Here is a 10,562-nt window from a genome sequence, read left to right as displayed (position 1 = left end):
GAGCTGTTGAAATCGTGGCGCAGCGCCTCGAATTGCGGAGCGAACGGCGTGGCGATCTCGCAGACCATGTCGCCGGAAGCAAGACGGCGAAGGCCGCCCGCTAGCGAACCCGTGGCCTGATTGAGCCGTTCTTCGGCCTCAGCCTCGGCACGCTGCTGCAGCTCGATACGGTCCCGCTCGGCCCGCTCGCGGTTGGCGACGGCTTCTGCCTCCAGCTGCTTGTTGCGGATTGCCGCCTCGCGGAAGATTTCCACGGCGCGGGCCATCTCGCCGATCTCGTCGGAACGCTTTGCACCGGCGACATCGATTGCAAGATTACCGCCCGAAAGCTCCATCATCGCGTTGGTCAGGCGGCTGATCGGCCGGGTGACGCGGCCGACGATGACAGCAAGTGCGAGAATACAGAGCGCCAGTGTGACGACGAAGACGGCGAGATAGATCATCGCATCGATAAAGGCACCCTGTTTTGCCTTTTCGGCATTGGCATCCAGAACATCCATGGCGGCGGACGCGATTTTCGCAATCGTGCCGAGATTTTCGGTGACGGTGGTGCGCCAGCTATCCATGGTGAAGGCAGGCGTGCGGCCGTTGTTCAGGTCGTCGATGAGCTTGGTGCGCTGGGTGCTGAAATCACCCTTGAAATAGGTCTTGTCCGCGGTGGCGTAGATGTCCTTGAGCGACTGCGGCGTCGATTCATGCGCGACCAGATCGCCGGTCGCTTTCCACGCGAAAGCCGCACCGGCATCGGCTGCGCCGAGCTGCTGCATTTCCTGCGCGGTGAGCGGCCGGTTCTGGGCGACGGCGCCGTTGAGAATGACGGTGGCGCTGCCGCCAAGTGCGCGGGCGGACCAGCCATAGGAGCGCAGCTGGATCAAACCGGTCTGACCCTGATCGAGGGAGCGGACAGTGCCTTCAAGTGCCGTCGAACCGCCTTCGAGCGAGGCGAGGAAATCGCCGCCGAGCGTCATGACCGTCTTGTCGAGCCCGCTTTCGCGCCGGTCGAGCGGCTGCGAAACATTGGCGTCAACCTTTTTTCTGAGCTCGACGAACTGCGCGTAAACATCTTTCACACGCTTGAGCGGCGCTTGCAGCTGCGTGTTTTCGAGCGATGAAGACTGTGTGAGGAATGCCGTCATGGCGGCATCCACCTTCTGGCGTGCCGCCTGCACGCTGGCGATGCTGCCGGCCGACTTTGACGGATCGAGCGTCAACGCCGTGGCGCTGTCGCCACGTTCACTGCGGAAATTCAAAAGCGCATTGAAAAGAAGCTTGTCGAGCGAGGCGAGTTGCGCGACCTCGGAAAAGGTGCCGGCGCGATTGACCGAGCGCCACAATTCGTTGCCGACCAAACCGGCCAGCGCAAGGCTGATGGTAAGGAAAAATCCCACAAGTATATTACGAATGCTGAAAGACATCTGGCGGCCCTCGTTAGCCGGAGGTGAAGATGCCGCAAACTACAGTTCGTTTGTCTAAAATTGGATTAAATTCCCCCCGTCTTTTTGGGGAAAATATTGCACCGCAGAAAAGCATGGCCACGGCAGGCCGAATGCCCGCCGTGGCCTCTTTACGAGATGATTGCCGATCTCAGACGTCTGCGCCGAGACGCGCCCAGTCCATGTAAAGATCGAGCGCCTTGCGGGCGACCGGGCCTGCCTGCAACTCGCGATCATCCAGCTTCACGACAGGCGAAACCTTGGAATAGTTGCCCGAGCAGAAGATTTCATCGGCCTCGCGGAAATCCTCGACCGACAGGGTCGCCTCACGGACATCGAAACCGGCCTGACGCAGAAGGCCGATCACCCGCGAACGGGTGATGCCGGCCAGGAAGGTGCGGTTCGGAACCGGGGTGAAGACGACGCCGTCCTTGACCATGAAGATGTTGGCCGAAGCGGACTCGGCGACATTGCCGTTCATGTCGCGCATCAGGGCATTGTCGAAGCCGCGCGAGCGGGCTTCCAGAATGGCGCGGCCGCTATTGGGGTAAAGGCTGCCGGCCTTTGCGTCGGTCATCGCGGTTTCCGGCGAAGGACGGCGCAGCGGCGAGACGGTGAGCGTCAGCGGCTTGCCGGCATCCATCGGCGCTTCGAAAAGGCACAGCGCAAAACGGGTGGAACTGGCATCCGGCGCGACAACGCTGCCGGGCATGCCGTGTTCGGCCCAGTACATCGGTTTGATATAGATCGCCATCTTGCCGTCGAACCTGTTGACGCCTTCCAGCGCCAGCGCCTCGATCTCCTCCGCCGTCATCGTCGGCTTCATGCCCATATTGGCGGCAGAGCGGTTGACGCGCTGGCAGTGCAGATCGAGATCGGGAGCGACGCCATCAAACCAGCGCGCGCCGTCAAACACCGTCGACGCCAGCCACATGGCGTGCGAGGTCGGGCCGATGAGCGGCGGATTGCCGGGCAGCCATTGACCGTCAACATAGGTCCAGGTGGTTGATCGGGGTGCGGTATCGACGCTCATGATGGTCTCCTGTCTCAAGCGTTTCCGTCAACTGAAAACGCTCCGTCTTTTTGTTCTGATGCATTACCGGATGAGGAACGCTACGCGCGCTCAACCTGGGATGTGCTGGAAATCGGCCGGAGTGAATGCCTCTCCCCTGACGAGGTCAAGTTTTAATTGCCGCGATTTCTGATTTTGATGGAAAATAACAAAGCGACGGCCCGACAAAGATGTTTTATGAGGTGAAACAAAAGGTTGATGAATAGATTCATCACAATAATTCATCGATCCGATGATGGCGGGGCGATTTCACCCATGCGATGCTGACGATCTGACGGCAGTCCGCAGGAGGAAAACCATGGCATGGTCCGCCCACCAATATCTGAAATTCGAAGACGAACGGACACGCCCCGCCCGGGATCTCCTGGCCCATGTGCCGCTGGAGCGGGTGCTGAATGGCTATGACCTTGGCTGTGGCCCCGGCAATTCCACCGAGCTTCTGACTGACCGTTACGGCGTCAACGTCATTACCGGCATCGACAGCGACGACGACATGCTGGAAAAGGCGGCGGACCGGCTGCCGACCACCCGCTTCGGCAAGGCCGACCTCGCAAAATGGAAGCCGGCGCAGAAGGCAGACCTGCTTTACGCCAATGCCGTTTTTCAGTGGGTGCCGGATCATCTCGTCGTTCTTTCGCAACTGATGGACCAGCTGGAAAGCGGCGGCGTTCTGGCCGTGCAGATGCCTGACAATCTGCAGGAGCCGACGCATCGCGCCATGGAGGAGACCGGAGCGAACGGCGCCTGGAAGGACAGCTTTGCGGACGGCAGCCTGCGCCGCAAACCCCTGCCTCCCCCTTCGGACTATTTCGATGCGCTGACGCCGAAATCCGCGCGGGTGGATGTGTGGCACACCGTCTATAACCATCCGATGAAGGATGCGGAAAGCATCGTCGAATGGGTCAAGGGCACGGGCCTGCGCCCCTATCTCGCCGCCGCCGGCGAGGAAAACCGCGAAGCCTTCCTCGCCGACTACACGCGGCGCATCAAGGAGGCCTATCCGCCGATGGCGGACGGCCGGTTGCTGCTGCGTTTTCCCCGGCTTTTTGTGGTGGCGGTGAAGAAGTAAGGACGTGAGATTGTCGCAGGTGGACGCATCCCCCACCGCCCTCATTCCTGTGTTTGTCACAGGGATGAGGAGAGCGCGGAATGCAGAAAGCGTGGACGGCCGCAGGCTTATCTAGCCAACCGGCCTAAACGCCAATGTTTAACCTGCAAAGGCATAGACCCGGAGACAGTGGTTGTCGGGGTCGGCAGCGGTAAAGGTGTAGCCGAACTCCATTTTGGCGGGCTGCTGCAGCATGGCGAAGCCTCTTGCCTTCCAGCTGGCGAAAGTCTCATCCACCTCTGCGTCGTTTTCGACACGGAAGGCGAGCTCGCCGCCGCCGCCCGCGACCGATGCCTTCGGCTCCACGGTATGCTGCGACCACAGGCCGAGCTTCATGCCGTTGGCAAGGACAAAGAGGGAAAATGTCGGTGAGGATTCCACCGGCTCCGCACCCAGCAGAGCCTTGTAAAATTCGGTGCTGGCCGGCGGGTTGTCGACGTAGAGAATGGTGAAATCGGGGTGGATCATGGCTGTTCTCCTGTGTTGCGGATGAACGGTTTCTAGACCCCGCTACTGTCAGTTTTTGTCAGCATGATGCCGCCGCCGCTGTTTTTCCCTTTCGCGCCATTCTTTCAGCAGGGCCTGGCGGCGGCGCGGATAACGGCTGTCGAGAGGACGGAAATCTTCGATGCGGTCGGCCCGGAAACTGCGGTAGTCCTGCCGCGTCTCGCACCAGCCCAGCACCACCCGCACCAGATCGAAAAAAGCGAGTGCGAAGGGCCAGATCACCCGCTCCGTCACGTCTCCCTTTTCATCGCGATAGGTGATGACGACCTTGCTTTCCTTGCGGATCGTATCGCGAATGGCCGCCAGATCGACATGGATGGCGGCGAGGCCCTGCCCCGGCCCGACGAGCAGGGTGGAATTATCGAGTTCCTCGCGCAGGGCATCGGGAAGCACGGCGCCGATCTTGACGAGTGCGGCGCGGGCGGCCTCGGCCAGCCCGGCATCGGCGCGGCCCGCCACCCAGCGCGAGCCGAGCACCAGCGCCTCGATCTCCTGCTGCGAAAACATCAGCGGCGGCAACAGGAAACCGGGTCGCAGCACATAACCCACCCCCGCTTCGCCCTCGATGTCAGCACCCTGCGCCTGAAGCGTTGCTATATCGCGGTAAAGCGTGCGCAGGCTGACGCCGGTCTGCGCGGCAAGGGCCGTACCGCTGACCGGCATGCGGTGGGAGCGCAGGATCTGCAAGAGATCAAGAAGCCGTTGTGAGCGCGACACGCGACATTTCCTTCCACCCGCATAGTCGGATCGTACTGTTGACGATCCCGGCGATAGACGCGTAACGCCGCCAGCCGCCCGGTGCAACCACGCAAAAAAGGGTGGACAAGGCCGCGCCGCCATCATGTAGATATGGTCAGGGATATTCACGCCCCCTCACCCACCACAGGCATTTCGAGTTTCCGCCATGATCGTTCGTCCAAAACCGAACCTGCTGCAGCTTTTCCTCATCGTGCGCGGTTCCATCATCGTCCGCATCTTTCCGCAGGTGCTTGCGGTGTTCCTGCTGTCGACGCTGGTTGTCTGGGCGCACAAGGACCGGCCGGATCTGGTGCAGGCGTTGAACGGCGCGCCCTTTTCGCTGCTCGGCATCGCGCTTTCGGTGTTCCTCGGCTTTCGCGCCAATGCCTGTTACGACCGCTGGTGGGAAGCCCGCAAGCAATGGGGCGCGCTGATCACCGTCGCCCGCACGCTTTCGCGACAGACCGCCATGCTGGAAGGCCGGCAGGATGTAGCCGATCCCGTAACCCGCCGGCGGATCACCGATCTTGTAATCGCCTTCTGCCACGCGCTGGTCTCGCACCTGCGCCCCGGGGATGCGACCGCCACTGCCGCCAACCTCATTCCGGATGACCTTTCGGAGATCTATGCCCGCAGCCGCAACAAACCGGACATGCTGCTGCGCGAAATATCCGGCGCTGTCGTCTCCGCTCATGGCAAGGGGCAGATCAGCGATATCCAGCTGCAGATGCTGGACGCCACCGTGCAGCAGATGGGGGCCTCGCAGGCTTCGTGCGAGCGCATCCGCCAGACGCCGGTTCCCTTCGGTTATTCGCTGCTGCTTCACCGCACCGCGCATCTCTTCTGCCTGTTGCTGCCGTTCGGTTTCACGGATCTGCTCGGCTGGGCCACGCCTTTTACCAGCACGCTGATCGCCTATACGTTTTTCGGTCTCGACGCGTTGTCCGACGAGCTGGAAGACCCATTCGGCACCGGCCTCAATGCCCTGCCGATCAATGCGCTTGCCACCACCATCGAGATCAATCTGCGCGAGGCGATGGGCGAGACCGATCTGCCGGCCGACCCGCGCCCGGTGGATTATGTGCTGATGTGATATCGTCGCCGCCGGGTTGAAACCGATCGCGCGGACACCAGTTAATGAAAGACGGCTTCCCCGCCCGGCATCTGCCGCCGACCATGTTTTCAGCAAACAGGAGAGACATCCATGTATCACGTCAACGCCAATGGCGCGAATATTCCCGCCCTCGGTTTCGGCACCTTCCGCATTCCGGAAGACGATGTCAGGCGCATTCTGCCGGAGGCGCTGAAACTCGGTTTCCGCCATGTCGATACCGCGCAGATCTACAAGAACGAGGGTGCCGTCGGCGAGGTCCTCGCTCAGTCAGGCATTTCCCGCCACGATATATTTCTCACCACCAAGGTCTGGGTGGATCGCTTTCGTCACGACGATTTTCTCGCCTCCGTCGATGAAAGCCTTGCAAAACTGAAGACTGACTATGTTGATCTCCTGCTGCTGCACTGGCCGAAGAGCGATGTGCCGCTTGCCGAGCGCATGGGCGCGCTGAACGCGGTGCGCAAGGCCGGAAAGGTGCGCAATATCGGCATTTCCAACTTCAACGTGGCGCTGACCGAAGAAGCAGTGAAACTTTCCGACACGCCGCTTGCCACCAACCAGATCGAATATCACCCCTATCTCGACCAGACGAAGGTGATTTCGGCCGCGCGCAAACACGGGATGTCGGTGACGGCCTATTATCTGATGGCCGATGGCAGGGTGCCGAACGATCCCGTGCTGCAGGACATCGGCGCAAAGCATGGCAAGACCGCCGCGCAGGTGACCCTGCGCTGGGCCGTGCAGCAGCCGGATATCGTGGCGCTTTCCAAGACGGCGACTGAAAGCCGCCTCAAGGAGAATTTCGACATTTTCGATTTCGCGCTGACGGAAGAGGAAATGCAGGCCATCCACGCGCTGGCCAAACCGAACGGCCGCATCGTCAGCCCCGGCCACCTCGCACCCGATTGGGACGACTAAGCCGGCGGGGCAGTCCGGTTCGGTTTCATCGCTCGGTCAGGGCCAGCTTCGCACCCAGCGCCACAAAGGCGGCGGCGAAGCTGCGCCGCAGCCAGGCGAGAACCGCCGGGCGTGACATCACCTGCCGCCGGACTGAGGCGGCAAAACAGCCGTAAAGCGCAAAGACCAGAAACGTCATGGCCATGAAGATCAGCCCGAGATCGATCATGCGCCATGTCGGCAAAGCCTCATCCGGCGCGATGAACTGCGGCAGGAAGGCGAAAAAGAAGATCGACAGTTTCGGGTTCAGGAGATTGATGAGGATCGCCTCGCCGATGACGCGGGCGGCCTTCTGCGGCTCCCCGGTATCATCGATCTTCAGCGCACCGTCTTCCCGCAGCGTATTCCACGCCATGTAGATGAGGTAGGCGACCCCCAGATATTTGACGATGCCGAAGGCCAGCGCGCTGGTGTGCAGAATGGCGGCAAGGCCGGTGATGGCGGCGAGCAGATGCGGCACGATGCCGAGCGTGCAGCCGAAGGCCGCAATCACGCTCGCCCTCGCCCCCTGCGAGAGACCGGCGGCCAGCGTGTAGACCACGCCGGTTCCCGGAGAAGCGGCGACGATGAAGGATGTGATGAGGAATTCGGGTGTCATGGTGCGGGTATGTCCTGTGGGTGGAGGACAGGAGCATGATGGCGCGTGGGGTGGGTGTCTTGGACGAAATTGCAGAGCTGATGCTCGGAGGCTCGGAGGCTCGGAGGCTCGCGCGGTAACAGCGGGCTGAGGGGCTGGGCCAACCCACTCTCCCTCATTCCTGTGCTTGTCACAGGAATGAGGGTGGAGAAAGCATCTACGAAAACGCCGCCCGATAAACCGCCGGCGTCACGCCGAATTGCCGCACGAAAAACCGGTTCAGATGGCTCTGGTCGGTAAAACCGGCGGCAAAGGCCGCCTCGGCAGGCCGCGTACCGCTGGCCAGCGCATGCCGGGCCAGATGCATGCGCCGCTGGAGAAGATAGCTGTGCGGCGTCAGCCCCGTCGCCTTGGCGAAAGCACGCAGGAAGCGGAACTGGCTCATGCCGGCCTCGCTCGCCAGATCGGCGAGGCGGAACGGCCGGGCGGGATCATCGTCGATGCTGCTTTTCGCCCGTCTTATGCTGTCGAGTGCGGTAGTTTCGCGCGGTTTGGCAGCCACCTCCATCGCACCCGCCAGAAGCATCAGCAGGGCCTCGTCGCCATGCAGGGTTTCGCCCGGCCGCTGCCTTGCGGTCATCGCAGAAAAGACAGCGCAGAACCGGGCTGCTAGCGGCCTTGCATCGACGGGATAGGCAAATTCGAAAGAACCTCGATCCTTCTCGCAGACATCGGCAATGGCGTCGCGGACGATATCGATGTCGAGATAAAGCATCCGCCAGGCGCGGCCGCCCGCCCCGAGCGGAATGCCGTCATGCACCTCGCCCGGATTGACGGTGATGACATGGCCGGCGCCGGCCTCCACCATGCCACGACCGGAAAGCGATTTCTGCGCGCCGCGTTCGATGAGGCCGATGCCAAACTGATCATGCATGTGGCGCGGGAAAGAACGATCGCTGTCCGCCACCACGGCGACGACGCCGGGCATGCTGGTTTTCGGCATCAGGAACTGGCCTTGGCCCATGAAAGCGCGCGCTCCGCAGAAAAGAGCGCGACGCTATCACAGGATGCCCCCATGCGACAGACGTTGCCGCTTACGGATGCATATGGTTGATCATGGCAAAGACCTGATCGAAATTGCCGTTCTGCGCGGCAAAACGCAGCGGCTTGCAGCGTTCCACCACCACTTCATTCTCATCCGGACGATTTTCAAGAATATCCATCACCTCGGAAATGAAGGCGTCGAGCGGCATCGCCCTTTCGTCGCTCGCCTGCCCCTCGCCCATCAGCGTCGTCTGCACATAGGGCGGTACGATTTCGATGACTTCCACCGGCGTCTCCTTCAGCTGCTCACGCAGCGCAACCGAATAGGCATGGATGGCGGATTTGGTGGCGCTGTAGGTGGGGGTCAGCACCATGGGCACGAAGGCGAGGCCCGACGAGACAGTCAGCACCGTGGCGGCGGGCTGCTTTAGGAAATGCGGCAGAAGCGCAGCCGTCAGGCGGATGGGCGCGAGGAGATTGGTGGCGATGGTTTCTTCGGCCGTATCGAGATAATCCGGTGCGGCGGCAATGTCTTCCGGCCGCATGATGCCGGCATTGTTGATGACGGCGTTGAGGGTCGGATGGGCCTTCACCAGCGCGTCGGCAAATGCGCGAATGCCCACGGCGTCCGCCGCATCCATCACCATCGAGGCCATGCCCGGGTTGGCGGCCGTCACCTCGTCGAGCACAGCCTGGCGGCGGCCGGAAATGATGACCCTGTTGCCTGCCTGATGAAACGCTTCCGCCAGCGCCCGGCCGATGCCCGAACCACCGCCGGTGATGAGAATGGTATTGCCCGTGATTTTCATTGGAACATCCTTTGCTTGTTGGCTGAAAGGAAGTTAGCTATGATACTCTCCAATCGAAAGTAGGCACCCAAAAGATTTATACTTACCCAATGGAGAGTGTAAGATGAAACGGCACGCGGCCGACCCGGCCATCGAGAACCGGCGCAAGGTTCCGCCGCCCACGGATACCGATCCGGCGATAGAGGCGCTGGTTCAGGACATCATTGCGAAAGTGGCCGACAAATGGACGATGCTCATTCTGGAAGTGCTGGAAGAGCACGGCACGCTGCGCTTCACGCAGATCGGCAGGCTGGTGGGCAATATCAGCCAGAAGATGTTGACGAAAACACTGCGGCAGATGGAAAGCGACGGGCTGGTGCGCCGCACCGTGCACCCCGTCATTCCGCCGCATGTGGATTACGCTCTGACGAACCTCGGCCGCACGCTGGGCAGCGCCTTTTGCGGCGTTTGGATATGGGCGGAAACGCACCATGCCGAAATAGAAGAGGCGCGCCGCCTGTTCAATGAACAGCCGCCGCGCCCCGCGATGGAGTAGCTTCGCCTCAGGCGAACTGGCTGAGACCCGGAACCGAGGCGATCACCTGATCGACAACCTCATCGCCCGCATGCTGGCGGGCAACGGAGATGGTTTCCTTGGCGAGCGTGGAAATCTCGCTCATGCCGAGGCCCTGGCTCATCAGCTGCTGACCGAGACCCATGATGCCGCCGCCGCCGATGGCGCTCATCAGGCCGCCGAGCAGACCGCCGCCGCCGCCGGCACCCTCGCCATTATACTGCGCCACCAGATCGCTGGCGCCGGGAATGGCTTCGATCATCCGCGCGATCGGGCCGTCTGCGGCCTCGCGCTGGAGAAAACCGAGAATCATGCCAACGGCCTTTTCAGCCAGTTCAGGGTCGATCCCCGCCTTTACGGCGATCTGATCCACGACTTCGTTCATTCTTGCCTCCTGTTGAAAAACGACGCCAACATCGAATAACTGACGTTAACGTCAACGTAAAACAATCTCATGCTGCATTCAAGCGGCCACGAACAGGTGCGGCAACTTTCATCAAGCGGTTTTTCCTCATCGGCATCAAGCAGTTGTTGCGCCTTGAAACTGTCCTTATAAGATCATCACAACCAAACTATGAAAAGGCCGCTTTCGCGAGGAACGGTCACCGCATGCCAGCTACGCTTTTAATTCGGACATGACTTTTACAAAA

The 10,562-nt window shown here is 61.2% G+C and carries 12 protein-coding genes; 4 read left to right on the top strand and 8 right to left on the bottom strand.

The annotated features are described in order from the left end of the window. Together V6S97_RS12560 and V6S97_RS12555 are read right to left on the bottom strand one after the other, a co-directional pair. Window positions 1–1,415, bottom strand: a 1,415-nt coding sequence (locus V6S97_RS12560) for a methyl-accepting chemotaxis protein (RefSeq protein ID WP_334426925.1), incomplete at its 3' end; no start/stop codon positions are given. A 169-nt stretch (window positions 1,416–1,584) separates the two neighbouring features. Then, window positions 1,585–2,466, bottom strand: a complete 882-nt coding sequence (locus V6S97_RS12555) for a branched-chain amino acid aminotransferase (RefSeq protein ID WP_003509326.1) — start codon at window positions 2,464–2,466, stop codon at window positions 1,585–1,587. A gap of 337 nt (window positions 2,467–2,803) precedes the next feature. Between V6S97_RS12555 and tam the strand changes: the two genes are divergently transcribed. Further along, window positions 2,804–3,574: a trans-aconitate 2-methyltransferase gene (gene tam / locus V6S97_RS12550; protein WP_003509327.1), complete on the top strand. Its 771-nt coding sequence runs from the start codon at window positions 2,804–2,806 to the stop codon at window positions 3,572–3,574. A gap of 138 nt (window positions 3,575–3,712) precedes the next feature. Here the strand turns inward: tam and V6S97_RS12545 are convergent, their stop codons facing one another. After that, the gene (locus V6S97_RS12545; RefSeq protein WP_003509328.1) at window positions 3,713–4,081 is read right to left on the bottom strand and encodes a VOC family protein; all 369 of its coding nucleotides are present in this window, start codon (window positions 4,079–4,081) and stop codon (window positions 3,713–3,715) included. Window positions 4,082–4,129: 48 nt separating this feature from the next. Beyond that, on the bottom strand, window positions 4,130–4,837 hold the full coding sequence (locus V6S97_RS12540; RefSeq protein ID WP_003509329.1) for a helix-turn-helix transcriptional regulator: 708 nt from the start codon (window positions 4,835–4,837) through the stop codon (window positions 4,130–4,132). 187 nt (window positions 4,838–5,024) lie between these two features. Here V6S97_RS12540 and V6S97_RS12535 point away from each other — a divergent pair, with 187 nt between their 5' ends. Further along, window positions 5,025–5,951 (top strand): bestrophin family protein, encoded by a 927-nt coding sequence (locus V6S97_RS12535; protein ID WP_003509330.1) that lies wholly within the window; start codon window positions 5,025–5,027, stop codon window positions 5,949–5,951. 111 nt (window positions 5,952–6,062) lie between these two features. Next, a complete protein-coding gene (locus tag V6S97_RS12530; RefSeq protein ID WP_003509331.1) occupies window positions 6,063–6,890 on the top strand; it encodes an aldo/keto reductase in 828 nt (275 codons plus the stop codon). 25 nt (window positions 6,891–6,915) lie between these two features. Here V6S97_RS12530 and V6S97_RS12525 read toward each other — a convergent pair whose 3' ends face one another. From V6S97_RS12525 to V6S97_RS12515, 3 genes are all read right to left on the bottom strand, one after another. Beyond that, the gene (locus tag V6S97_RS12525; protein WP_080865982.1) at window positions 6,916–7,527 is read right to left on the bottom strand and encodes a LysE family translocator; all 612 of its coding nucleotides are present in this window, start codon (window positions 7,525–7,527) and stop codon (window positions 6,916–6,918) included. 196 nt (window positions 7,528–7,723) lie between these two features. Continuing rightward, the gene (locus V6S97_RS12520; RefSeq protein WP_060723920.1) at window positions 7,724–8,530 is read right to left on the bottom strand and encodes a helix-turn-helix transcriptional regulator; all 807 of its coding nucleotides are present in this window, start codon (window positions 8,528–8,530) and stop codon (window positions 7,724–7,726) included. Window positions 8,531–8,600: 70 nt separating this feature from the next. Then, on the bottom strand, window positions 8,601–9,359 hold the full coding sequence (locus V6S97_RS12515) for an SDR family oxidoreductase (protein WP_065694901.1): 759 nt from the start codon (window positions 9,357–9,359) through the stop codon (window positions 8,601–8,603). 103 nt (window positions 9,360–9,462) lie between these two features. On the opposite strand from V6S97_RS12515, the gene V6S97_RS12510 reads away from it, so the two are divergent. Continuing rightward, the gene (locus V6S97_RS12510) at window positions 9,463–9,894 is read left to right on the top strand and encodes a winged helix-turn-helix transcriptional regulator (RefSeq protein ID WP_003509337.1); all 432 of its coding nucleotides are present in this window, start codon (window positions 9,463–9,465) and stop codon (window positions 9,892–9,894) included. Window positions 9,895–9,901: 7 nt separating this feature from the next. On the opposite strand, the gene V6S97_RS12505 is transcribed toward V6S97_RS12510, so the two are convergent. Then, window positions 9,902–10,297, bottom strand: a complete 396-nt coding sequence (locus V6S97_RS12505) for a hypothetical protein (RefSeq protein ID WP_003509338.1) — start codon at window positions 10,295–10,297, stop codon at window positions 9,902–9,904. Between the last annotated feature and the right edge of the window lie 265 nt (window positions 10,298–10,562).

Origin of the sequence: Agrobacterium sp. CCNWLW155, assembly GCF_036888815.1 — a bacterium.
Lineage (GTDB): Bacteria > Pseudomonadota > Alphaproteobacteria > Rhizobiales > Rhizobiaceae > Agrobacterium > Agrobacterium radiobacter.
The sequence above is the reverse complement of the archived record's forward strand: the minus strand, read 5'-3'. Positions and strand labels throughout refer to the sequence as shown.

Bases quoted from the DNA above. Each gene is read 5' to 3' on its own strand.
- V6S97_RS12545 (WP_003509328.1), bottom strand. From the start codon at position 4,081: ATGATCCACCCCGATTTCACCATTCTCTACGTCGACAACCCGCCGGCC.
- V6S97_RS12535 (WP_003509330.1), top strand. From the start codon at position 5,025: ATGATCGTTCGTCCAAAACCGAACCTGCTGCAGCTTTTCCTCATCGTG.
- V6S97_RS12510 (WP_003509337.1), top strand. From the start codon at position 9,463: ATGAAACGGCACGCGGCCGACCCGGCCATCGAGAACCGGCGCAAGGTT.
- V6S97_RS12505 (WP_003509338.1), bottom strand. From the start codon at position 10,297: ATGAACGAAGTCGTGGATCAGATCGCCGTAAAGGCGGGGATCGACCCT.
- V6S97_RS12530 (WP_003509331.1), top strand. From the start codon at position 6,063: ATGTATCACGTCAACGCCAATGGCGCGAATATTCCCGCCCTCGGTTTC.
- V6S97_RS12515 (WP_065694901.1), bottom strand. From the start codon at position 9,359: ATGAAAATCACGGGCAATACCATTCTCATCACCGGCGGTGGTTCGGGC.
- tam (WP_003509327.1), top strand. From the start codon at position 2,804: ATGGCATGGTCCGCCCACCAATATCTGAAATTCGAAGACGAACGGACA.
- V6S97_RS12525 (WP_080865982.1), bottom strand. From the start codon at position 7,527: ATGACACCCGAATTCCTCATCACATCCTTCATCGTCGCCGCTTCTCCG.
- V6S97_RS12555 (WP_003509326.1), bottom strand. From the start codon at position 2,466: ATGAGCGTCGATACCGCACCCCGATCAACCACCTGGACCTATGTTGAC.
- V6S97_RS12520 (WP_060723920.1), bottom strand. From the start codon at position 8,530: ATGGGCCAAGGCCAGTTCCTGATGCCGAAAACCAGCATGCCCGGCGTC.